General features: G+C 60.8%; 17 protein-coding genes. 7 read left to right on the top strand and 10 right to left on the bottom strand.

Annotated elements, in window-relative coordinates:
- The first annotated feature begins 150 nt into the window (after positions 1–150).
- Both ACP6KB_RS14355 and ACP6KB_RS14350 read left to right on the top strand, forming a co-directional pair.
- Complete coding sequence (locus ACP6KB_RS14355; RefSeq protein WP_442114310.1) at positions 151–2,625, top strand: fused MFS/spermidine synthase; 2,475 nt, start codon at positions 151–153, stop codon at positions 2,623–2,625.
- Entirely contained in the window at positions 2,622–3,317 is a 696-nt protein-coding gene (locus ACP6KB_RS14350; protein WP_442107503.1) for a TraX family protein, read from the top strand. Before ACP6KB_RS14355 ends, ACP6KB_RS14350 begins: the two co-directional genes overlap by 4 nt.
- Positions 3,318–3,477: 160 nt before the next feature.
- Here the strand turns inward: ACP6KB_RS14350 and ACP6KB_RS14345 are convergent, their stop codons facing one another.
- Together ACP6KB_RS14345 and ACP6KB_RS14340 are read right to left on the bottom strand one after the other, a co-directional pair.
- Positions 3,478–4,770 carry a sensor histidine kinase gene (locus tag ACP6KB_RS14345; RefSeq protein WP_442114309.1) on the bottom strand — a complete coding sequence of 431 codons (1,293 nt, stop codon included), beginning with the start codon at positions 4,768–4,770 and terminating at the stop codon, positions 3,478–3,480.
- An 8-nt stretch (positions 4,771–4,778) separates the two neighbouring features.
- The gene (locus ACP6KB_RS14340; RefSeq protein WP_442107501.1) at positions 4,779–5,519 is read right to left on the bottom strand and encodes a response regulator; all 741 of its coding nucleotides are present in this window, start codon (positions 5,517–5,519) and stop codon (positions 4,779–4,781) included.
- Between the two features lie 223 nt (positions 5,520–5,742).
- Here ACP6KB_RS14340 and ACP6KB_RS14335 point away from each other — a divergent pair, with 223 nt between their 5' ends.
- A complete protein-coding gene (locus ACP6KB_RS14335; RefSeq protein WP_442107499.1) occupies positions 5,743–6,009 on the top strand; it encodes a DUF2790 domain-containing protein in 267 nt (88 codons plus the stop codon).
- A 24-nt stretch (positions 6,010–6,033) separates the two neighbouring features.
- Positions 6,034–6,633 (top strand): redoxin family protein, encoded by a 600-nt coding sequence (locus ACP6KB_RS14330; RefSeq protein WP_442107497.1) that lies wholly within the window; start codon positions 6,034–6,036, stop codon positions 6,631–6,633.
- A 13-nt stretch (positions 6,634–6,646) separates the two neighbouring features.
- Here ACP6KB_RS14330 and ACP6KB_RS14325 read toward each other — a convergent pair whose 3' ends face one another.
- The 4 genes from ACP6KB_RS14325 to ACP6KB_RS14310 all read right to left on the bottom strand — a co-directional run bounded on the left by ACP6KB_RS14325 (position 6,647) and on the right by ACP6KB_RS14310 (position 9,823).
- Positions 6,647–7,414: an SDR family oxidoreductase gene (locus tag ACP6KB_RS14325; RefSeq protein ID WP_442107495.1), complete on the bottom strand. Its 768-nt coding sequence runs from the start codon at positions 7,412–7,414 to the stop codon at positions 6,647–6,649.
- Between the two features lie 22 nt (positions 7,415–7,436).
- Complete coding sequence (locus tag ACP6KB_RS14320; RefSeq protein WP_442107493.1) at positions 7,437–8,504, bottom strand: phosphotransferase family protein; 1,068 nt, start codon at positions 8,502–8,504, stop codon at positions 7,437–7,439.
- Between the two features lie 233 nt (positions 8,505–8,737).
- Positions 8,738–9,055, bottom strand: a complete 318-nt coding sequence (locus tag ACP6KB_RS14315) for an SCP2 sterol-binding domain-containing protein (protein ID WP_400172988.1) — start codon at positions 9,053–9,055, stop codon at positions 8,738–8,740.
- 57 nt (positions 9,056–9,112) lie between these two features.
- Positions 9,113–9,823, bottom strand: a complete 711-nt coding sequence (locus ACP6KB_RS14310; RefSeq protein WP_442107490.1) for a histidine phosphatase family protein — start codon at positions 9,821–9,823, stop codon at positions 9,113–9,115.
- A 197-nt stretch (positions 9,824–10,020) separates the two neighbouring features.
- On the opposite strand from ACP6KB_RS14310, the gene sohB reads away from it, so the two are divergent.
- Complete coding sequence (gene sohB, locus ACP6KB_RS14305; RefSeq protein ID WP_442107488.1) at positions 10,021–11,037, top strand: protease SohB; 1,017 nt, start codon at positions 10,021–10,023, stop codon at positions 11,035–11,037.
- Positions 11,038–11,108: 71 nt separating this feature from the next.
- Positions 11,109–16,319 (top strand): dermonecrotic toxin domain-containing protein, encoded by a 5,211-nt coding sequence (locus tag ACP6KB_RS14300; RefSeq protein WP_442107486.1) that lies wholly within the window; start codon positions 11,109–11,111, stop codon positions 16,317–16,319.
- A 46-nt stretch (positions 16,320–16,365) separates the two neighbouring features.
- Here the strand turns inward: ACP6KB_RS14300 and ACP6KB_RS14295 are convergent, their stop codons facing one another.
- Complete coding sequence (locus ACP6KB_RS14295; RefSeq protein WP_133215363.1) at positions 16,366–16,860, bottom strand: DUF934 domain-containing protein; 495 nt, start codon at positions 16,858–16,860, stop codon at positions 16,366–16,368.
- Complete coding sequence (locus ACP6KB_RS14290) at positions 16,844–18,496, bottom strand: nitrite/sulfite reductase (protein WP_442107484.1); 1,653 nt, start codon at positions 18,494–18,496, stop codon at positions 16,844–16,846. Before ACP6KB_RS14290 ends, ACP6KB_RS14295 begins: the two co-directional genes overlap by 17 nt.
- 218 nt (positions 18,497–18,714) lie before the next feature.
- Here ACP6KB_RS14290 and ACP6KB_RS14285 point away from each other — a divergent pair, with 218 nt between their 5' ends.
- Positions 18,715–19,797: an ABC transporter substrate-binding protein gene (locus tag ACP6KB_RS14285; RefSeq protein WP_442107482.1), complete on the top strand. Its 1,083-nt coding sequence runs from the start codon at positions 18,715–18,717 to the stop codon at positions 19,795–19,797.
- A 259-nt stretch (positions 19,798–20,056) separates the two neighbouring features.
- On the opposite strand, the gene ACP6KB_RS14280 is transcribed toward ACP6KB_RS14285, so the two are convergent.
- Positions 20,057–20,275 (bottom strand): DUF2970 domain-containing protein, encoded by a 219-nt coding sequence (locus ACP6KB_RS14280; RefSeq protein ID WP_442107480.1) that lies wholly within the window; start codon positions 20,273–20,275, stop codon positions 20,057–20,059.
- Between the two features lie 191 nt (positions 20,276–20,466).
- Positions 20,467–24,174: a methionine synthase gene (metH, locus tag ACP6KB_RS14275; protein ID WP_442107478.1), complete on the bottom strand. Its 3,708-nt coding sequence runs from the start codon at positions 24,172–24,174 to the stop codon at positions 20,467–20,469.
- Positions 24,175–24,214 lie beyond the last annotated feature (40 nt).

The raw sequence follows: 24,214 nt of genomic DNA, 5'->3' as shown, positions 1-24,214 counted from the left end.
AGCGCCCGTCACTCGACGGGCGCTTTTCTAAACGCATGTTTTCGGAGGCCTGAAGTGCTCCGATAAGGTCAAGCGATGCCTTCAGCGGTCAATGCCTCTCACGTCCATACTGCTGCGCCTGCTCAGGCCGATCGGCACGTGCCGCTGTCGATGCGGGTGCCGGCCCTGTTGCTGTGTCTGTCTGGTGCCGCGGCACTGGTGTATCAGGTGCTGTGGGTCAAACAACTGTCATTGGTGGTGGGGGTGGAGGTCTATGCCATCACCGCCGGGATCAGCGCATTTTTTGCCGGGCTGGCGCTCGGCGGCCTGGTGTTCGGCCGCTGGGCCGACCGCCTGCGCCATCCGGTGCGGCTGTATGCCAGCCTGGAAGTGGCTGTGGCGTTGCTGGGCGTGTCGAGTACCCTGGCACTGGCCCACTGCGCTGGGCTGTTCGCCCGCCTGGAAAGCAGCATTGGTCTGCTGGCCTGGGGGCTGCCGTTCTTGCTGGTGGGGGTGCCTGCGTTCCTGATGGGCGGCACGCTGCCGGTGCTGGTGCGTGCGCTAACACCCGCCCAAGGGCAATTGGCCGAGGCGGGAGGGCGTCTGTACGCTGCCAACACCGCCGGTGCCATTCTCGGTACCTTGCTGGCGGCCTTTGTGTTGCTGCCGCAACTGGGGGTCACCGGCAGTGCGCTGGCGGCCGCCACGCTCAACCTGCTGGCGGCGCTGGGGGCATGGCTGGCGCGTCGGCGTGATGAGCACCTTCCAGTACAACCTCAGCCCATGACAACCTCGCGTTCAGCGCCCGCGCGTCTGGCGATCGCCTTGTACTGTGTAGCCGGTGGGGTCGCCTTGGGCTATGAGGTGGTGTGGACGCAGTCGATCGTGCAGTTCATGAGTACCCGTACCTTTGCCTTTTCAGTGGTGCTGGCCACCTACCTGACGGGGTTGGTCGTGGGCAGTGCCGTGTATGCGCGACGTGCGGACCGGATTCGCGATCCGTGGGGGCTGTTCGGCCTGTTGATTGCCCTGGCCGGATTGCTGGCGCTGGTGCAGATCGCCGGTCTTGGGCGCTGGCTGATCATCGCGCAAACCCAGTTCGAGGCCTGGGTGCTGCACCTGACCGGCAATGCACTGGCCGGGATGTGCGCCCGTTTCGCCGTCGCCGCAGTGTCGGTGGTGTTGCTGCCCACCACGTTGCTCGGCGCCGCCTTTCCGCTCGCCCTGCGCTTGAGCGTGGACAGCCAGCAAGTCGGCCGCGATGTCGGCACTGTGGTTGCCTTGAATACCTTGGGTGGTATCGCTGGGGTGATGCTCACCGGTTTTGTACTGGTGCCCGGCATCGGCCTGATACGTACCCTGGTGGTGCTGGCACTGCTGGCGGCAGCGGTGGGCTGTGTGGCTGCCTGGCGCGGCGACACGCTGCGCAAAGGCACGCGCCTGGCGATTTTCGGCGTCACCCTGGCGACTGTGCTCATCGGTGCCCTGACACCGCCGCAGCGCTTGGCCGAACTGCTGCCGGGGGCGCGCAGTGGCAACATCACCTTCTATGAAGAGGGCCGAGGTGGCACGGTGGCGGTGGTGTCCCAGCAACGCCAGAACAGCACTTTCAATCGCCTATACATCCAAGGCGTGTCGAATACCGGCGATGCCATGCCGTCGTTGCGCTACATGCGCTTGCAGGCCTTGCTGCCACTGTTGATCCACACTCAGCAACCGCGTTCGGCGCTGGTGATCGGGTTCGGCACAGGCATTACTGCCGGGGCGATGCTGCGCTATCCCGGCCTGGAGCGCCCTGTAGTGGCTGAACTGCTGCCGCAGGTACTGGCCGCTGCGCCGCTGTTCAAGGGCAACTTCGATGCGGTCAACGACCCGCGCCTGGATATCCGTTTGCGTGACGGGCGTCGCGAGCTGCTGCGCAGCGCCGAGCGCTACGATCTGATCACTCTGGAGCCGCCTCCGCCTTCGGCTGCCGGGGTGGTGAACCTGTACTCGCAAGACTTTTACCAGCTGGCGGCATCGCGTCTGGAGCAGGGCGGCATGGTTGCCCAATGGCTGCCTTTGCCGACCCAGAACACTGACGACAGCCGCTCGCTGGTGCGCAGCTTTCTGAATGTCTTCCCGCATGCGTCGTTGTGGACCACCGAGTTTCACGAAATGCTCTTGATCGGCTCGCAAACGCCGCTGGAGCTGGACGCTGCGCGTATCAGCCAGCGCTTTGCGCAGCCAGAGGTCAATCGCGCGCTGGCCGAGGTCGGGGTTGACTCGGTCAGCGCCTTGCTCGCTACCTGGGTGACCGATCGCCAAGGCCTGGAACGCTTTGCTGGCAGCGCCGAAGCGGTCACCGACGACCGTCCGCGCATAGAATATGCACCGTGGGTGCGCGCCCGCGAGATTACCCGGGTGCTGCCGGAGTTGCTGGCGTTGAGAACGGCGCCGCCGCTGAGCAACGCCGACCCGGCCTTGCAGGCCGCCGTCGCCGATCAATGGCAGGTACTCAAACGCTTTTACGGGTTGACGCTGCTGGCTTACAACGGCAACCGCCAGGGCTGGGCGCGTGAGGTGCGGCAACTGATGCAAACAGAGGCGGGCAACCCGTACTTTCGCTGGTTCATCGGTGGTGGGCAAGCGCAAGGCAGCCAATGAACGCGCGACGTTCAGCAGGGTTGGACCTGATCAAATGGCTGGCGATGCTCAGCATGGTCATCGATCACCTGCGCTTCATCTGGCCGACGGCCGAGTGGTTGTTTGTTGTCGGCCGTCTGGCGTTCCCGTTGTTCTGCCTGGGCATCGCCGCCAACGTCGCGCGTACCACGCCTGGGCAGATGTACACCGCCGCCAACGGCCGTTATCTGGGCTGGATGCTGGCGTTCTCGGTGTTGTCCGAGTGGCCGTACCATGCACTGGATGTTGGTACCGGTACCTTCAACATCATGCCCACGTTGACCCTGGGGTTGCTGCTAGCCTGGGGTGTTCACCATCACAAACGTCAGGCATTGGCAGTGCTGGTGCTTGCGCTGCTAGTCAGCGACGTGCTGATGTACGGCTGGCTGGGGGTGGTACTGCCAGCAGCGTTTGTGCTGGCATTGCGCGGTGGCCGGGGGACTTGGCTGCTGCCGGGGTTTATCGCCGTGGCGGCCAACCTGAGCAACCAGTGGCTGCGTGAGCACCCGACAGCGCCGATTACCCTGATGGCCCTGGCAGTTGCGTTTATGTCGGCGCCGTTGGGGATGCGCCTGTTGCACGGGCTGCATTCCAGGCAGGTGTGGCCGGTGGGGCGCTGGGGTTATGGGTTCTACCCCGTGCACTTGGCGCTGATCAAGCTTGTTGTCCCCTAAGCGTCATCATCCTGTGTAGGAGATACCGTCTACCTGTGGGAGCGGCGGTGCGGCGACCCGACTTGCCCCGCGAACGCGGGCGAAGCCCGTGCCATTCACCGCAGTGCCTGCTTCGCGGGGCAAGCCCGCTCCCACAGCGTCAGCCCTCGCATCATGGGCGCTAAGCGGGCAGTTCGATTTGCGCGCACAGGCCGCCGCCTTCACGGTTGCTTAGGCTCAAGCTGCCGCCAATGGCTTGGGTCAGCTGCTGGGCGATGGCCAGGCCCAGACCGGTACCGCCGGTGCTGCGGTTGCGCGAACCTTCGACGCGGTAGAACGGCTTGAGGACGTCGCTCAACTGCTCTGCAGGAATACCGGGGCCGTTGTCCAGCACGCGGATCACGATGCGCCGATCAGCAGTTGCCTCGGCTTGTATCTGCGCGGCGCCAGCGAATTTCAGGGCATTGTCGATCAGGTTGACCAACACCCGGCGCAAGGCATGCGGGCGGGTCTCGATCAGCGCGTCGGTGCTGGCTTCAAGCACCACCTGTTGGCCGCTGTCCTGGTAGTCGAGAACCAGGCTATCGAGAAACGCGTCGAGGTTGACCCGGCAACTGGCTTCGGTGCTGCCATCGATGCTGCGCGCATAGGCCACGCCTTCGCGCACCAGATGTTCCATCGCTTCCAGATCACTCCAGAGCTTGTCTCGTTCGTGGCTGGGGTCCATGACTTCAACACGCAGCTTCATCCGCGTGATGGGGGTTTGCAGGTCATGGGAGATCGACGCCAGCAGTTGCATGCGCTCTTTGAGGTAGGCGGCAATCCGGCTTTGCAGGGAGTTGAACGCCTGCGCAGCGTAGCGCACCTCGCGCGGGCCGCTTTCATCCAGCAGCGGCCCCGGGGCATTGGGATCAAGGCTGTCGACTGCCTGTGCCAGGCGGGTCAGCGGGCCGATGGCGGTTTTCACGGCCAGCCCGGTGCACAGCAGCAACAACGCCAGCTGAATCAAAAGCACCACCGGCAGCCAGGCCGACAACGGGACAGGCGCTGGCGTGACATCCACGGTCAAGGGTTCGCCATCGCCCAGGCGCAGGTTCACCTGAAAGTGCGAATCAGCCCCCGGCAGGCGCTGAAAGCTCAGCGCGTAGTGCTGGCCGATGGCTTTATCGATGGACTGCGCCGCCATCGGCGCCGCGGGCAGTGCCAGCGGCTGACCGTTTATCCCCTGATCGAGTCGAAAACGGTAGGTGCGCCGCTCCAGACGCGGCAACCAGGCCTGGCGTTCGGCCGCCGGCAAGCGTTCGAGGATCGCCACTGCGGTGGCGATGTCCTGCTCCATGTTATTGAGCATCATCGAGCGCGAGCTGACATAGCGCTCGTAGAACTGAAAACTGAACGACAGCCCATAGGCCAGTACCAGCCCAGTGAAAAATATCAGCGCCAGGCGTGCGGCCAGGGTGTGTGGCCAGCGCATCGGCAGGCTCATGAAGACGGCTCGAGGCGTTGCACCGGCAGGGCAAACACATAGCCCTCGCTGCGCACGGTCTTGATGCAGGCCGGCTCGCGGGCGTCATCCTGCAAGCGCTGGCGCAAGCGGCTGACCAGCAGGTCGATGGAGCGGTCGAAGATATCCGCTTCGCGGCCTTGGGTCAGGTTGAGCAGTTGATCGCGGCTGAGCACCCGTTGCGGATGATCGAGGAACACCCGCAACAAGCGGTATTCGGCGCCACTGAGGGCCACCAGGGTGCCTTCGCCATCGAGCAGGTGGCGGGCGCTGGTGTCCAGGCGCCATTGGCCAAAACCGATCAGCCGACTGCTTTCACTCAGGCTCAGATTGGGCGGCAGCATGCGCGTCCGGCGCAGCACGGCATTGATCCGGGCCAGCAGTTCGCGAGCGGAGAAGGGCTTGGTCAGGTAGTCGTCGGCGCCCATTTCCAGGCCGACGATGCGGTCGGTTTCATCGTTGCGGGCGGTGAGCATCAGCACCGGTATGGCCTTGTGCTTGCCGGCGCGCAGTTCGCGGCACAGCAGCAGGCCATCATCGCCGGGCATCATGATGTCCAGGACGATCAGGTCGACCACGTCGGCTTCGAGAAAGGCGCGCATCTGCCGGCCATCAGCGGCAATGGTTGTGCGCAGGCCGTTTTTCTTCAGGTAGTTGCCTACCAGTTCTCTGATTTCGCGATCGTCGTCAACGATCAGCACATGATCGACATGATCCATGCCCGGCTCCTGTTCCAGTGCGTGGCTCGCAGTGTACAGAGCCCGGTGGCGCTTGCCTGCCGGGTTTGTATTGCAGTGTATCTGCTCTGGCGGCTGATACCTGAAGAGGCAATAGCGCCTGATCCCGACACATCACCGATACCTTGCGCGCCTCAAATAGGTCTCAACGGCGAGGGCCTTTCTTCGCTGGCAGAGGGTGAATGTTTCACCCGGGAGACTGGACATGACCTTCAAGACCCTGACCCGCATCGCTGTACTCGCGACCTTCGGCATGGCAGCTTTTGGTGCACTTGCCGACGCCAGCGTGCCGGTGCAGACCTATCATTACGGCCAGCGCCTGGATGTCCAGAAAGTCCTGGCCATTCATGATCAGAACGCTAATGCCTGTGGTGTGGTGACCGCGAAGATGGATTACCTGGACTCCAAGGGCCAACCACGCAGCGTGCAATACCAGAGCTACGCCACCGGTGCCTGCCACGAAGGCGGTTAACCATTCGCAAGGAGCGCTTCGTTTATGTCTGCATTCACTGTGTTGGGCGGCGTCTGGCGCCGTCTTAACCGCAAGCATCGCCGGGTGGGTGTTGCCGCGCTGTTGGTGACCGCGGTGCTTGCCCTGGGCTTGGGTCGCACGCTGCTCGCCGGCCCTGGCTCGTTGGATAGCCTCGGGCCGATGCCATCACTCAGTGGCGCCGTGCAATGGCTCAATTCGCCGCCGTTGGACCGCGAGGCACTCAAAGGCAAGGTGGTGCTGGTCGACTTCTGGACCTACGACTGCATCAATTGCCGGCGCAGCCTGCCTTACGTCAACACTTGGGCCAAGCGCTATGCCGACCAGGGGCTGGTGGTGGTCGGCGTGCATACGCCTGAGTACGATTACGAAAACAAGCTTGAAAACGTGCGCGAGCAGGTCGGCAAACTGGGTATTGAGTACCCGGTGGCCATCGACAACCGCTATGCCATCTGGAATGCCTTTGGCAATCAGTTCTGGCCAGCGCATTTTTTTGTCGATGCCCAGGGGCAGGTGCGTTTTGTCCACTTCGGCGAAGGCGCCTACGACACCCAGGAGCAAGTGATCCAGCAACTGTTGGCAGAACGTCGCGGGCTCGCTCCCTGATGCCGCTCAGCACTCAGGAGAGAAAACCGCCGTCCACATTCAGGGCCACGCCAGTGGTGTAGCTGGAGGCATCACTGGCCAGGTACAGCACCGCACCGGCCATCTCTTTCGGATCGGCCACGCGCTTGAGCGGAATCTGCTGCAATGCGGTGTTGAGGATCGCGTCATTCTTGACCAGTGCCGAGGCGAACTTGGTGTCGGTCAGGCCGGGCAGCAGGGCGTTGCAGCGAATACCGAAGGGTGCGCACTCCTTGGCAAAGACCTTGGTCATGTTGATTACGGCGGCCTTGGTGACCGAATAGATGCCCTGGAACACACCGGGTGACACACCGTTGATCGAGGCGACGTTGATGATGCTGCCACCACCGTGTTCGCGCATCAGCTTGCCGGCCTCGACCGACATGAAGAAATAGCCACGGATGTTCACATCGACGGTTTTCTGGAAGGCGCCAAGGTCGGTGTCCAGTACGTTGCAGAATTGCGGGTTGGTGGCGGCGTTGTTGACCAGAATGTCCAGGCGCCCGAACTGTTCACGGATGGCGGCAAACACGGCGCTGATCTGTTCCATTTCACCGATATGGCAGGCGATTGCAGTGGCTTTGCCACCGGCAGCGATAATCGCGTCGGCCACTTGCTGGCAACCGTCGAGCTTACGGCTGGAAACGATCACATGGGCGCCTTGTTGAGCCAGCAGATGGGCAATCGCCTCGCCGATGCCGCGACTGGCCCCGGATACAAACGCGATCTTGCCATCGAGGTCGAACAGTTGAGTCTTGGACATGGTGTTTTCCTTGTTGTAGTTGTCAGAGGCTGGACTTGGCGATGACCTGCAGGCTCATGTGCTCCAGCAATGTGTTCATGTGAATGAACTGGGCAAAGCGCTTGTCCTGGGTCTGGCCGTGGTAGAAGCGGTAGTAGATCTGCTGAACGATGCCGGCCAGGCGGAACAGGCCGTAGGTGTAATAGAAGTCGAAGTTGTCGATGCGGATGCCGGCGCGTTCGGCGTAATAGTCGACGAACTGCTGACGGGTAAGCATGCCTGGGGCGTTGCTGGGCTGACGGCGCATCAGCTGCACCGGTGCCGGGTCTGCCGCTTCGATCCAGTAAGCCAGGGTGTTGCCCAGGTCCATCAGCGGATCGCCGATGGTGGTCATCTCCCAGTCGAGCACGCCGATGATGCGCATAGGGTTGTCGGCGTCGAGGATGACGTTATCGAATCGGTAGTCGTTGTGCACGATCGCTGGCTTGGGGTGATCGGCCGGCATTTTTTCACGCAACCAGCTGATTACCTTTTCCCAGCGAGGGGCGTCTGGGGTCAGGGCTTTTTCGTAGCGGCTGCTCCAGCCTTCGATTTGCCGCGCCACGTAACCTTCGGGCTTGCCCAGGTCACCCAGGCCACAGGCGTTGTAGTCGACGTTGTGCAGCTCCACCAAGCGCTCGATGAAGCTCTTGCACAGCGCTTCGGTGCGCGGGGCATCCAGGCCCAGTTCAGGCGGCAGGTCGGAGCGCAGGATGATGCCTTTGACCCGGTCCATGACGTAGAACTCACCGCCGATCAAGGTCTCGTCGGTGCAGTGCACGTATGCCTTGGGGCAATACGGAAAACCGCTGTTGAGCTGGTTGAGAATACGAAATTCGCGGCCCATGTCGTGGGCCGATTTGGCTTTGTGGCCAAACGGTGGGCGGCGCAACACAAACTCACGCTCAGGGTATTGCACCAGGTAGGTCAGGTTCGAGGCGCCACCGGGAAACTGGCTGATTGTTGGCGTACCACGCAGGCCATCGATGTGCGCTTTCAGATAAGGGTCGATAACCGCGCCATCGAGTTCTTCGCCGGGGCGGACCTGGGTGGACTGGTCAGTGAGCGTCATACTTTTCCCTTATGATCGAAGGCAGAGATTATTGGCTAATCTAATTCTCGCAGCGGTTGCGGACAAGCGCGGTACAGCCTTATAGGCGGTCGTGTTGCAGGTGAATCAACAGCCCTGATAGCGGTGGGGCAGCGAAATCGTCTCGCGGGGCAAGCCCGCTTCTACAGGGCGCCAGGGCAAAAAAAAACCGAAGCGGTTTAGCGCTTCGGTTTTCAGTGGCATCAGCGCAGGGCTCAGGCCGGGAACAGCTCGCTCAGTTTCATCGACAGCATCATGTCGCCTTCAACGCGCAGCTTGCCGCCCATGAAGGCTTGCATGCCATCGGTTTCGCCGCTGACGATACCTTTCAGGGTTTCGCTGTCCAGCACCAGGGTGCAGTTGGCGTCGGCGTTTTCGCCTTCCTGGATTTCGCAGGTGCCATCCTTGACGATCAGGGCGTAGTGCTTGTCTTCGTCAGTGATGTTGAAGCCGAACACCAGGTCAAGACCGGCAGCAGCAGCTGGGTTGAACTTGGCTTTCATCGCTTCGACGGCTTTTGCTACTTCGCTCATGGTGTGTTCCTTATTAAGTGATAACGGCAAACGGTGAGGGTTGCCAGGGGCCGGGGCTCAACGGTAGGTGATGAGCTCCGGCGCCTTCAGCAGCTGCACGTGGGCTTGGCTGTTGAAGGAAGCCAGGGCCACCTCGCGGTCTCGAAACTTCAAGTGACTGAGCGAGGTGTTGATGATCTGCCAGTTCAGCGCGAACGCCTGGCTGGCAGTGATACGGGTGACCAGGTGAAGCAGGGCGGTGATCGTACCGCCCGAGGTAAAGATTGCAATGTTGTCGCCGTGGCGGGCCTGTTGCAGGGCGCGCTGCAGGCCGCTGTCGACGCGTTCGACGAAGCCTTGCCAGGACTCACAACTGTCGCAGGCGTGTTCACCGCTGTGCCAGCGCTGCACCAGCAGGGCAAACAGGCGCTGGAACTCGCTGCGATTTTCGCGGCCGTTGCGCAGGATATGGCGGGCCTCGGGTTCATCAGGCAGCAGGCCGGGCAACAGGCTGCGGATCATCGCGTCGGCATCGAACTCGTTGAAGGCGGCGTCGGTTTCAACCGGCGGCACCTCGATTCCTGCTTGCTGTATGGCTGCCAGGGCAAGGCGTGCGGTGTCTTGCTGGCGGCGCAAATCGCCTGCCAGGCAACGGTCCAGACGCACGCCCAACTGAGCCAGGTGTTCACCGAGGACTTCGCTTTGCCGGATGCCCACGGGGGAGAGGACGTCGTAGTCGTCTGCACCGAAGGAGGCCTGGCCATGTCGAATCAGGTAAATGCTGCCCACGTCGTACGCCTGCACTAAGAATGAGGCCGAGGTTAGGACGCCTCCAGCGGGCTGTCAACGAAAAAACATACAAGCGTTTGAAAAGAGCGTTTGAACTGCGTTGCTGGACATTTCCCACACTGGCAGGGTCAAGGTTGCCTCGGTATGCTTGACTATCGGTTCGCGCCGTTCGGGCGCCGGCATGTTAAGGAGTTACTGTGGAGTTTCTTGCAGAGTACGCAAGCTTTCTCGCCAAGACCGCGACCCTGGTGATCGCGATTCTGGTGGTCCTCTCGGCGATTGCCGGGTTGCGTGGTAAAGGTCGGCGCAAGGCCGGCGGGCAGTTGCAGGTCAACAAACTCAATGAGTTCTACAAAGACTTGCGCGAGCGCCTGGAAGGCAGCCTGCTCGACAAGGCGCAACTCAAGGCCCTGCGCAAGCAGCAGGCCAAGGCGCAAAAGCAGGAAAAGAAAACCCCGGACGACAAGCCTCGGGTCTTCGTGCTCGACTTCGATGGCGATATCAAGGCCTCGGCCACCGAAAGCCTGCGCCACGAGATCACCGCACTGCTGACCCTGGCCACGCCGCGTGATGAAGTGGTGCTGCGCCTTGAGAGCGGCGGGGGCATGGTCCACAGCTACGGCCTGGCGGCTTCGCAACTGGCACGCGTGCGTCAGGCGGGCATCCCGCTGACCGTGTGTATCGACAAGGTTGCCGCCAGCGGCGGCTATATGATGGCCTGCATCGGCGACCGGATCGTCAGCGCGCCGTTCGCCATTCTCGGTTCGATCGGGGTGGTGGCGCAGTTGCCGAACGTCAACCGTTTGCTGAAAAAGCACGACGTCGATTTCGAAGTGTTCACCGCTGGCGAATACAAACGCACCGTCACCGTGTTTGGCGAGAACACCGAGAAGGGCCGCGAGAAGTTCCAGGAAGACCTGGACGTTACCCACCAGCTGTTCAAGGATTTCGTTTCACGTTACCGCCCGCAACTGCACATCGACGACGTGGCCACCGGCGAAGTGTGGCTGGGCGTTGCCGCGCTCAACAAGCAACTGGTCGATGAGCTCAAGACCAGCGATGAGTACCTGGGTGAGCGTGCGCGCGAGGCGAATCTCTACCACCTGCATTTTGCCGAGCGTAAAAGCTTGCAGGAGCGCGTTGGGCTGGCCGCCAGTGGCACCATCGAAAACACCGTGCTCGGGCTCTGGAGCAAACTGGGTCAATGGCGCTGAGCATTATGTAACGCCAGGGCATCGCGCCCTTCGGTTTTCCTGTGGGTTCATTCACCCACAGGAAAACACTCATGTCCTGCGAAGTTATAGAACTTGTCAAACTCGATCCAGGTAGTATTTCCGGCCTGCACGGACGCTTTCTTGCCGAGCGTTTGCCGCAGGTGCTCAAGCACGCCACGGCGGACGATCTCAAACGTTGGCGCGCGCTTCTGCGCCCTGCGCAGTTAAACGCCAAAGACTCTGATACCTGGTTTTCGCAGGCCAGTGTCGATGAGCGCCAGACGCTACTGAATGCGCAAACGCTCAGCCGCGCCTCCGCCCAGGCGCTGGCCAAGGCGCTGAAAGACTTTCAGTCGCCCACCGCCTTTGCCGAGCCATTGCTCAAGGCCGAGCTGAAAAACAGTCTGGGCGTGGACTACGACGTCAACACGGCACAAATAGTCGAGGTTCACTACGAGTCTGTGCTGTTAGGTTCGATGCAGCAACTTCGACCCGTCCAGCAGACCTTGATGCAGGCGGCCATGCAAAACTATGCGGCCGGGAAGACCTTTGAACGGGGCAGTGCACTGGCGCCCAAAGGCGCCTTCATTCTTGAACTCAAGCCCGGTAAGCCGGGCGCTTACCCGCAGTTTCAGTACCGCTACTGCGAAAAGCTGAGTGTGACCCCCGAACGCTTTGCCAGCCTTTGCCATGAGTTGGACCTGGGCAAGCAGTACCAGCAGCACATCAGCCATATTTACGAAAACCCGGCCACGCAAAGTAATGTGCGCACGCTGTCGATCGCCGCTGAAAAGGATCACGTGTGGCAGGCGGCGCAAACAGCCTTCATGAAAGGCGAAATCAGCGACGCAGGGCGCAAGATGATCAAAGGGCTGGTCGATGGCGAACGTGCGCCGTTGTTCCATGGCAAGCCGGTGATCTGCCATTCGTTGAGCATGTTCAGCGCCGTGCTGGATCAGGTTGTGGTGTTCAGTGCCGATCGACTCGACAGTCAGCAGGAAGCGTCAATCATCGTCTACCTGCCCGGCGCACCGCTGTACCCGCTCAAGGAATATGCCTCGGTCGAGGCGTTTCGCAACGATCTGCGCATCAACCTGCTCAACCCTGCCTATCAAAAGCTGTTTCGCGGCTACGTGGAGCACAAAGAACAGCCGCATTTTTTCAAGCGACTAAAGGAAGTGGCCTACGATAAATACGGCCAGTTCAATGCCAACGGCAACCTGTACCTGCGCGATGTGCCGATTAGCGGCAACCTCTTCGACTACCTGCAAGACCGCCATCTCCTTCGACTCAAAGCCAATGCCCGCGAATGGTTGGTGCCCAGTGCCGAGGTCGATGAAGCTGCCAACAAGCTACGCCTGGCCTATTGGGAAGGCATTGGTTTGAACGTGCTCAATGCCGCTGCGTTCTTTGTGCCGGTGCTCGGCGCGGTGATGGCGGTGGTGGCGGCCGTGCAACTGGTGAGTGAAATCATTGATGGCGTGCATGCCTGGCAAGCGGGTGACATCGACGAGGCGCTGGCGCATTTCGAGGCGGTGGCGTTGAATGTGGTAGTCGCCGTTGGCTTGGGGGCTGCAGGGCACTTCAGTGGCTCCTACGGTTCCACTGAAGTGGTCGATGGCCTGTTGCGTGTGACCCTGCCCAATGGCCAGGAGCGCCTGTGGAAGCCCGACCTTGGGCCGTATGCCCGCGATGTCGAGCTATCTGACATCAAACCTGATGAAAAAGGCGTGTATGCGCTGGATTCGAAGTCCTATGTGCGGATCGGAAAACAGGCGTTTGAAGTGACCCGGGACGGCAGCGAGCAATGGTCGATTCGCCATCCCGACGACCCACACGCGTACCAGCCAGCCCTCAAGCACAACGGCGAGGGCACCTGGCAGGCCGCGGGTGAAGAGCCGCTGAAATGGAATCATGAACAGTTGCTGGAGCGCCTGGACTCTGCCAGGGACGGCTTGACTGACGAACAGGTTGAGCAGGCAGTGAACGTCAGTGGCGTCAATGATGACGTGCTGCGGCGCATGCACACCGAGCAGTTGCCGCTGCCGCCGCTGCTCAAGGATACCTTGTACCGTTATCAGGTGGATCGCCGGGTTAGCCGCTTGATCGCAAGCTTGAGTGACGGCACGGTCGGTGCCGACGGCCTGGATTTAGGTCCGAGCCTGAGCCAAGACCTGGCGCGTTGGCCGCAGCGGGTAATCGAGGTGTTTGACGAGCTGAACCCGGACCGTGAGCCGATTCGCTATGGTGCCACGCGCTGGCCCGATGGGCGGGTTATTCGTATCTCCCTCAGGCAACTGTATGCCAACCGGTTGGCCGAGCTGGTCCTGGCTGACTTGAGCGACGGCGAAGCCCTGAATTTCTTCGGATCCAGTGTCGAAGCCGATCAGCGCCTGCCCGTGCTGCGCAGGCTGATTGCCGAACGTGCGGTCAAACGTCGTGCCGAGATTTTCAAGACCTTGCTCGAACACGGCCGAGCGCCGCGCACGGCCGAGCAAGCGTTATTGATACGTGATTTTCCCAAGCTCAGCGATGCTGCCACCAAGGAGATCATTGACGATGCCACTGCCGGTGAACGCCAGCAATTGCAGGGTACGGATGGCCGCGTACCGATGCGCCTGGCCGAAGAGGCGCGGGTGTATCAGCGCCAGTCGGTATTGTGTGCAGCGATTCAGGGGTTGCATGAAGGCAGCCTGGCCAGCTTGGACAGTGACCGCCTGGCCGTTGGCTTGTTACCCAAACTACCAGGTTGGAGCGAAACGGTGCGCATTGAACTGCGCGAAGACAGCCTCAGCGGACGCCTGCTGGCCAGTGCCGGCAAGGCCGATAGTGAACTGAAGATCATCGTGCGCAAGGCCGACGGCTATGTGGCCTACGATGAACAGGGGCTTGAGTTGAGTCGGGGCGAGCCGCTGTATGCCTCGCTGCTCAAGGCTCTGCCCGACAGCGAGCGGCAGGCGCTTGGTCTGCAGATCGGGGCAGCACAATCGTTGCAAACCCAGCTGTATACAACGGCTGCTACCGATCGCAGCGCTGCGGTCAGTGCACTGGGGCAACAACCGATCAAACCCTGGTTTCGCCCGCCCATGCGCCTGGCCGATGGTCGAGTCGGTTACACCTTGGGGGGGGCAGTGGGTAGCATGGCCATTGACGCCAAGTTCAATGCACTGTTTCCCAATTTGCCGCTCGCCGAGCTTGAAAGGCTCAAAACGAGCTTGCTCCAGGAGAATCAACATCTGGGTGACGCGGTGTACAAGCTGCAACTGGAGCTTGCAAAACTTGAACAAACGCTTACAGGCTGGGTCGCAGAAGGCGATGACATCTTCCAACGCGCCACCCGTGAGCGAACCCGCAGGCAACTGATCAGCGCATGGCGTCGACAAGGCGGACGCCTGAGCTCGCAACTGATACTGGAGGGTGGGGACATTGCACCGCTGCCCCCTTTGACTGCGCGCTTCGACCACATACGAATCCTGAGACTGCAGCACACGGGATTGCAGGAACTGCCCGACGGCTTTCTGCGTTGTTTTCCCAACGCCGAGCATCTGTCGTTGGAAGGCAACACCATCAGCGTTCTTCCGCCTGAAATTGCCAACTTGACCCAGTTGCGCACGCTGAATCTGCGCGAGATGAGGTTTGACAGTAGCGACACCATGTTCGATGCGCTCAGGCCTTTAACCAGGCTGCAGCAGCTGAATCTGCAGAGTTGCGGCTTGGAGAACATCCCGGACGCGGCGCTGGAGACGCTGGCGTCATTACCGGTGTTGAACGACTTGAACTTGCGCTACAACAGGGTTGCGCTGAGCACTGCAGCCCTACAAACCCTGGCCCGCTTGCCCCTGCAGACGCTGGAGTTGAGTTCTACAAACCTGACGCTGGACGAAGCCGGTGCCGCTATGTTCTCAGGTTTCGAGCACCTGAGGCGTTTGCGTATGAGCGGTAACCCCCTGGGGCGGGCACCTGAACTTGCAAGTCTGACGCAGATCGAAGAATTGAACCTGTCCAGGTGTCGACTCACTGCGTTCCCTGATGGTTTATTCACGCTGATGAATCGTGAGCCCTGTGCGCTACGACACGTTGAACTGACGGGCAACGAAATCACTGAGTTACCGGAACTGGCCACGACACAATTCGGCCAGAATCTGCGTAACGATGCGCAGCGCACCTATCGGTTGGACATGTTCCAAAACCCGTTGGAGGCACCGAGCATTGCGCGCTTGAGTGCGGTAGGGGAAGCTTTTGTTCCTGAGGTAGAAATTCGGGTGGAGCCGGACCAGGAATGGCTGCGCGGCGCGACCGAGGCCAATCAAGCGCTCTGGCAGCAATGGTTTGGGGAAAACAGACATGCAGCGATGCGTGAGGTGCTTAATCGCCTTGCCAACGCAAGTGAGTTCCGGACCAATCCGGACTATGTGAAAGCCCGGGTGTGGTCGATGCTCAGGCTGGCCTCGGAGTCCACGCCGCTCAGGGAAGAGCTGTTGGAGATCGCCGACGCATTCCCGGTTACCTGTGGTGATGCCGGTGCCGATGCCTTCAGTGCGATGGAGATTGCTGTGCTGATGTACGAGCGCAGCGCGCTGGCCACTACCCAGAATCGTAGTACTGAGCTGGTGGCGTTGTACAAGCAATTGTTCCGCCGCCATGAAGTGCAGCGCATGGCGGATGTACTGACCAGCAAGCGTGAACTGAGGCGTCAGGCCCTGCTTGCAGAGCGGCCTGCACCCGCGCTGGACCCCCTGGATGACATCAGCGATGACCTGCTGAGCAGGTACAAGGTCGATGACATCGAGATCAGGTTGGCCTTGCGTCAGAGTTTATCGGGTGTGCTGGACTATCCCGAACCTTCCAGTGGCATGCTTTTCCGGGGCACCGCGAACCTGTCGGATCGCACCACCCAACGCGTTGCCCAGGCAGTAAAGGCGGGTGATACAGCGGCAAACCGCCAAGCGTGGATGGCGGAGGAGAGTAACTGGCAGCGTTACTTGAAACCGCGTAACACTGAGCAGTTCGACAGACTTTATGACACTTGGGTCAAGGGCGTGGAGTACCTGGAGTACTGCAAGGGCACATCAGACGAACTACCCGACTCACTCGATAGCGATGTGCTGCAAGTGCTGCGTAAGGAGTTGGGAAAAGACCCACTTCAAAACGGCATCTTGAGCAAAGTTGAGATCAGTCGTTTGCAGTATCGGGACGGGAACATTGCTCTGGCAAATGCTCGCCGTAACGCGGAACTGGCGTTGATGGTCCAGTTAACCAAAGCGCTGGAGGCTGAGTCTTGAGGCACGGCAGGTAAAAAACAGGCCCCGCACGCGGGGCCTGTTTTTTTCAGCGGCGACGGAACAACGGTTGTGGTTCGTCGGTGGCCGCCTGGTAGGTCACGGAAAAGTCCTTGAGGCTTTCCAGTGCTTCAACCGGGTCTTTGTCGGCGCGCAGGGCGAAGGCATCGAAGCCACAGCGTTTCATGTAGAACAGCTGGTCGCGCAGCACGTCGCCAATGGCGCGTAGCTCACCGGTGAACTTGTAGCGATCACGCAGCAGGCGCGCATTGGAGTAATTGCGCCCGTCGGTAAAGGCCGGGAAGTTCAGGGCGATGACCTGGAAGCTGGCGACGTCTTCACCGATTTCTTCGGCTTCTTCGTCGGCATCCAGCCACACACCCAGGCCGCCGTCGCGGGCCTTGAGAGCGTGGCCGTGATCACGCCACAGCTGCAACGGTACGATGTAGTCGTCGCAGTTGGTCAACTCGTCGAAGGACACGTCCTTGGGCAGCAAGTGCCAGGTTTCGTCGACGATTTCGTTGTTTTTAATTATTCGCTGCATAGACGCGTTCCTTGAAAGGGTCGATGCCAATACGTTGGTAGGTGTCGATGAAGCGCTCGTCTTCGGTACGTTTTTCAACGTAGACGTCGATCAGCTTCTCGATCACATCCGGCATGGCGTCCTGGGCGAAGGACGGGCCGAGGATCTTGCCCAGGCTGGCGTCGCGGCTGGCGTTGCCACCCAGCGAGACCTGGTAGAACTCTTCGCCTTTCTTGTCCACCCCGAGGATGCCGATATGGCCGACGTGGTGGTGACCGCAGGCGTTCATGCAACCGGAGATGTTCAGGTCCAGTTCGCCAATGTCGAACAGGTAGTCGAGGTCGTCGAAGCGGCGCTGGATCGACTCGGCAATCGGGATCGACTTGGCGTTGGCCAGCGAGCAGAAATCGCCGCCCGGGCAGCAGATGATGTCGGTCAGCAGGCCGATGTTCGGCGTGGCGAAACCGTTTTCACGCAGCTCCAGCCACAGCGCGTGCAGTTGGCTCTGCTCGACGTCGGCGAGGATGATGTTCTGCTCGTGCGAGGTGCGCAGCTGAGCGAAGCTGTAGCGCTCGGCCAGGTCGGCAACCGCATCGAGCTGTTTGTCGGTCAGGTCGCCAGGCGCCACACCGGTGGGCTTGAGCGACAGGGTCACGGCAACGTAGCCAGGCTTCTTGTGCGCCAGGACGTTGCGGGTACGCCAGCGCGCGAAGCCTGGGTGTTGTTGCTCAAGCTCGCTGAAGTCGAGGTTGTCCAGCTGCTTGTAGTCCGGGTCGACGAAGTGCTTGGCCACGCGCTGCACTTCGGCTTCGGTCAGCGTGGTGCTGCCGCCGCGCAGGTGGACCATTTCGGCCTCGACCTTCTCGGCGAAGACTTCCGGGGTCAGGGCTTTGACCAGGATCTTGATGCGTGCCTTGTACTTGTTGTCGCGACGGCCATAGCGGTTGTACACCCGCAGGATCGCGTCCAGGTAGCTGAGCAGGTCTTGCCACGGCAGGAATTCATTGATGAACGCGCCGACCACCGGGGTACGGCCCAGGCCGCCGCCGACCAGAACACGGAAGCCCAGCTCGCCGGCAGCGTTGTACACCGGCTCAAGGCCAATGTCGTGCACTTCAATAGCCGCACGGTCGCTGTTGGCGCCGTTGATGGCAATTTTGAACTTGCGCGGCAGGTACGCGAATTCTGGGTGGAAGGTGGTCCACTGGCGGACGATTTCACACCATGGGCGCGGGTCGATCACTTCGTCGGCGGCGACACCGGCGAACTGGTCGGTGGTGACGTTGCGCAGGCAGTTGCCGCTGGTCTGGATCGCGTGCATCTGCACGGTGGCCAGTTCCGCGAGGATCTCGGGGATGTCTTCCAGCGCCGGCCAGTTGTACTGCACGTTCTGCCGGGTGCTGATGTGGGCATAGCCCTTGTCGTAGTCGCGCGCGATCTTCGCCAGCATCCGAGTTTGGCGCGAAGTCAGCTGGCCATACGGCACGGCGACCCGCAACATCGGGGCAAAACGTTGAATATAGAGGCCATTTTGCAGGCGTAGGGGGCGGAACTCTTCTTCGCTCAGCTCACCGGCCAGGTAGCGGCGGGTCTGATCACGGAACTGCTTGACGCGGTCCTCGATGATCCGCTGATCGTACTCGTCGTATACGTACATAGGGGTCCTGTTCTCAAGCTGCTTGCAGCTAATCGCGCGCACGGCCGCGCACTCCCAAAGCGGAGCGGAGGAAAGATAGCAGTTTGCGGTTATGCGCAAAAGTGATGTTTTAGCATATGAAAAGAACCATTTGGACTAAGTGAGACTGACTGCCATTTAGCCGTTTGCCCCCCTGCGGTGTTTATAATTGACGGTTTGAATAGCAGGAGCGAATCCGCATGCTCAAGGCCTTGTGCCAAAGCCTGTGCCTGAGTCTGCCGCTGGCTGCCAGCGCGCAGGCCGCGTCGGTGGTGTTTCTCAATCCGGGCTATTCCAACGAAACCTTCTGGGTCAGCTATTCGCACTTCATGCAGGCCGCCGCCAGCGACCTGGGCATGCAGCTGCGCATTCAATACAGCGAGCGGCGCCCGGAACTGGCCCTGCTGCAGGCCCGTGAGGTACTTGAGGGCAAAGACCGGCCAGACTACCTGGTGCTGGTCAACGAACAGTATGTGGCGCCGGAAATCATCCGCCTGTCGCGTGGTAGCGGGGTCAAGCTGTTTCTGGTCAATAACGGCCTGACCCAAGACCAGAGCGCCTTGATTGCCGAACACCCGGACAAGTACCCGCCGCTGCTTGGTACCCTGGTGGGCAACGATGAGCAGGCTGGCTATCAGATGCTCAAGGAACTGATCGCACTGCGCACGCAAACGGCCGGAAAGCGGCCCATCGAGTTACTGGCCTTTTCCGGCCTGAAGACCACACCGGCTGCGCAATTGCGTGAGCAGGGCATGCGCCGGGCCTTGGCCGAGCACCCGCAGGTGCGCCTGCGTCAGGTGGTGTATGGCGGCTGGGGGCAGCAGCGCGCCTATGAGCAGGCGCAGCAATTGTTGAAGCGCTACCCGAAAATCGACCTGGTCTGGTCGGCCAACGACGAAATGGCCTTCGGCGCCATGCAGGCGTTTGTCGAAGCCGGTCACATGCCGGGCAAAGATGTGCTGTTCAGCGCCGTCAACAGCTCGGTACAAGCCCTGCAGGCGCGCATTGATGGACAGTTGAGCGTGCTGATGGGCGGGCACTTTTCGTTGGGCGGCTGGGCGATGGTGTTATTGCATGATGATGCGCTGAATCTGCCCATCGACCGTGACGGCCTGCGCAATCACCAGGCGCCGGTGCTGCAATTGATCGACCCGATGCGTGCGCGGCGCTGGTTGAAGTTTCAGGGGCAGGCCGACTATGGGCTGGACTTCAAGCGCTTCAGTGCCCAGGGGCATACCAGCGACTATCGCTATCCGTTCCTGAGTGCACCGGTCAAATATTAAAAACCCTGCTTGAGCAAAGGGCATTGCTGAACTTAACTGCTACGGGTGACATGCATTCCCATAACCACTACAAGAGGCGATGCAATGGGAAACTCAACCAAAGCGGGTAAGCCTGACAGCAGTGTCGATGCTTGGGCGATACTCTGTCTGATCATCCTGGTTGTGGTGACCGCCGTGTATTGGGTCAGCCACCAGTGACATCACGCGATGGGTAATCATGTGCCGCCCGCAGAATGGACATCTGCGGGCGGATTACGTTTCAGCGGCTGGTCAAATGCATGGCCAGCTGGACCAGCCCGACCAACACCAAAATGAACACCAAGGTGAACACGGTGCCCAGCGCAATGAAATGGCTGGCCTTGCCGTAGGTGAAGTCGCGGGCGCGGTTCTTGCCGCTTTGTACACCGAATGCCGCAGCGAGAATGCTTTGGAGCATTTGCCAGAAGGTGGGTGGTTTGCCGTGGGCGGGATCGTCCATGAGGGGCTCCTAGGTGTAGGCATCACCCCTCAGTGTAGACGGTTGTAGGAGCGGGCTTGCCCCGCGAAGCGATGTGACTGGCAAACCGCAAACGCGGGGCAAGGCCCGCTCCCACAGCGGGCATGACTCGCGATTTTATTTAGCTGTCATAGCCCCTGGCCGGTGGGAGCGGGCTTGCCCCGCGAATTTACTTAGTTGTCATAGCCCAGGTTAGGCGCCAGCCAGCGCTCGGTGACGCTCAGTTCCTGGCCTTTGCGCGCGGTGTAGCTCTGCACCTGGTCCTTGTCCACCTTGCCCACCGCAAAGTACTGCGCTTGCGGGTGGGCGAAGTACCAGCCGCTGACCGCCGCCGCCGGGAACATGGCGAAGTGTTCGGTAAGGAACACGCCGCTGGGGCCGGTTTCGCCAATCGCGGTGCCATCGAGCAGGCGGAACAGGGTTTCCTTCTCGGTGTGATCCGGGCAGGCCGGGTAGCCGGGAGCAGGGCGGATACCCGAGTACTGCTCCTTGATCAGCGCTTCGTTGTCCAGGTGCTCGTCCTGGGCGTAACCCCAATGCTCTTTACGCACCTGTTCGTGCAGCCACTCGGCGCAGGCTTCGGCGAGGCGGTCAGCCAGGGCCTTGACCATGATCGAGTTGTAGTCGTCGCCCTTGTCCTGGTAGGCCTTGGCCACTTCTTCGGCACCGATACCGGCGGTGGTGATGAAGCCACCAACGTAATCGGTCACGCCCGATTCCTTCGGTGCAACGAAGTCGGCAAGCGAGAAGTTCGGCTTGTTGTCCGGCTTGATGGTCTGCTGGCGCAAGTGGTGCAGTTGCGCCAGTGGCTGGCCATCAGCGCCATAGACTTCGATGTCGTCATGGTTGACCTGGTTGGCCGGCCAGAAACCGAACACCGCACGGGCACTGATGAGTTTTTCATCGATCAGCTTGGCAAGCATGTCCTGGGCGTCTTTGTACAACGCCGTGGCCGCTTCGCCGACGACTTCGTCCGTGAGGATGCGCGGGAACTTGCCTGCCAGGTCCCAGGAGATGAAAAACGGCGTCCAGTCGATGTACTCGGCCAGCACCTTGAGGTCGATGTCGTCCAGCACCTTGACCCCGGTGAAGCTTGGCACTGCCGGTTGGTAATTGGCCCAGTCGTACTGCGGTTTGGCTGCAATCGACTGTTCGTAGCTCAGGCGCTCGGTGCGGGCGCTGCGGTTGGCGGTACGCTCACGCACTTCAACATAGTCCTGGCGCGTCTTCTCGACAAAGCCGGGTTTGAGTTCATTGGACAGCAGTTGCGTGGCGACGCCGACAGCCCGTGAGGCGTCGGTGACGTAGACCACGGCATCGTTGCTGTACTTGGGTTCGATCTTCACCGCCGTGTGCGCTTTGGAAGTGGTTGCGCCGCCGATCATCAACGGCAGGTGGAAGTCCTGGCGCTGCATCTCGCGGGCGACGTGGACCATCTCGTCCAGCGACGGGGTGATCAGGCCGGACAGGCCGATAATGTCGCATTTCTGCTCGCGGGCGGTCTGCAGGATCTTCTCGGCCGGCACCATCACACCGAGGTCGACGATGTCATAGCCGTTACAGCCCAGTACCACGCCGACGATGTTCTTGCCGATGTCGTGGACGTCGCCTTTGACCGTGGCCATGAGGATCTTGCCCTTGGCTTGCGGTTTGTCGCCTTTTTCCGCCTCGATGAAGGGGATCAGGTGAGCAACCGCCTGCTTCATTACCCGCGCCGATTTCACCACCTGTGGCAGGAACATCTTGCCGGCCCCGAACAGGTCGCCGACCACGTTCATGCCGCTCATCAGCGGGCCCTCGATGACCTCGATCGGGCGTGCGCATTGCTGGCGACACTCTTCGGTGTCTTCGACGATGAAGGCGGTAATGCCTTTGACCAGGGCGTGTTCCAGGCGCTTGTCGACCGGCAGCGAACGCCATTCTTCGTTCTCGACTTCCTTGGTTGCGCCACCGCCTTTGTAATCGTCGGCAATCGCCAGCAGGGCGTCGGTACCTTCCGGCGTGCGGTTGAGCACCACGTCCTCGACTTTGTCGCGCAGGGCAGCCGGGATCTCATCATAGATCTCCAGCTGACCGGCGTTGACGATACCCATGGTCAGGCCGTTCTGGATCGCGTGGTAGAGGAACACCGAGTGAATCGCCTCGCGCACCGGGTTGTTGCCACGGAACGAGAACGACACGTTGGACACCCCGCCGCTCGACAGCGCGTAGGGCAGGTGGTCGCGAATGTAGGCGCAGGCTTCGATGAAGTCGACGGCGTAGTTGTTGTGCTCTTCGATGCCGGTGGCCACGGCGAAGATGTTCGGGTCGAAGATGATGTCTTCCGGTGGGAAGCCAACTTCATTGACCAGAATGTCGTAGCTGCGCTGACAGATTTCCTTTTTGCGTGCGGCGGTGTCGGCCTGGCCGACTTCGTCGAAGGCCATCACCACCACGGCAGCACCGTAGCGTTTGCACAGTTTGGCGTGATGTTTGAAGGCGTCGACGCCTTCTTTCATCGAGATCGAGTTGACGATGCCCTTGCCTTGAATGCACTTGAGGCCGGCTTCGATCACCTCCCACTTGGAGGAGTCGATCATGATCGGCACCCGCGAGATATCGGGCTCGCCGGCGATCAGGTTGAGGAACTTGACCATGGCCGCCTGGGAATCGAGCATCCCTTCGTCCATGTTGATGTCGATCACCTGGGCGCCAGCCTCGACCTGCTGCAGGGCCACTTCCAGCGCTTCGGTGTAGTTCTCTTCACGGATCAGACGGGCGAACTTGGCCGATCCGGTAATGTTGGTACGCTCACCGACGTTGACGAACAGCGAGCTGCGATCGATGGTGAACGGCTCAAGGCCCGACAGGCGACAGGCCTTGGGGATGTCCGGAATGGCCCGCGGTGCGTACTTGGCTACAGCTTCGGCGATGGCCTGAATGTGCCCAGGGGTCGTGCCGCAGCAACCGCCGATGATGTTGAGGAAGCCACTGGCGGCAAACTCTTCAACCACTTCGGCCATTTCCGCCGGGGTTTCATCATATTCACCGAAGGCGTTCGGCAGGCCGGCGTTGGGGTGGGCAGAGACGTGGGTACCGGCCTTGGTCGACAGTTCTTCCAGGTATGGACGCAGATCTTTGGCACCGAGTGCGCAGTTCAGGCCGACCGAGATCGGGTTGGCGTGGCGCACCGAGTTCCAGAACGCTTCGGTGGTCTGGCCCGACAAAGTCCGGCCAGAGGCATCGGTGATGGTCCCGGAAATCATGATCGGCAGTTCCAGGCCGTCTTCTTCGAACACCTGCTGCACGGCAAAAATCGCCGCCTTGGCGTTGAGGGTATCGAAGATGGTTTCGATCAGGATCAGGTCGGCGCCGCCTTCGATCAGGCCGCGGGTAGCCTCGATGTAGTTTTCCACCAACAGGTCAAAGGTGACGTTGCGGTAGCCTGGGTCGTTGACGTCTGGCGAAATCGAGCAGGTGCGGCTGGTCGGGCCGAGGACGCCGGCGACGAAGCGCGGCTTGTCTGGCGTTTCCAGGGTTTTCGCATCGGCAACCTGACGGGCAATCCGCGCACCTTCAACGTTCAGTTCATACACCAGCGATTCCATGCCGTAGTCGGCCTGGGAAATCTGCGTGGCGTTGAAGGTGTTGGTTTCGAGAATATCGGCACCGGCGTCCAGGTAAGCCTTCTCGATGGCGGCAATAACGTCCGGGCGCGACAGCAGCAACAGGTCGTTGTTGCCTTTGACATCGCTTGGCCAATCGGCGAAGCGCGTGCCACGATAGTCGTGTTCCTCAAGGCGGTAGCTTTGGATCATAGTACCCATGCCGCCATCGAGGATCAGAATGCGCTCTTTGAGTGCTTGCTGAAGTGCTTGGAAACGAGCGCTGCGGTCAGACATAGGACTACCTGGTCGGGCGAAAACAAAAGTTGCGGAATAA

This window comes from Pseudomonas sp. NUPR-001, from assembly GCF_052147955.1.
GTDB lineage: Bacteria > Pseudomonadota > Gammaproteobacteria > Pseudomonadales > Pseudomonadaceae > Aquipseudomonas.
The sequence above is the reverse complement of the archived record's forward strand: the minus strand, read 5'-3'. Positions and strand labels throughout refer to the sequence as shown.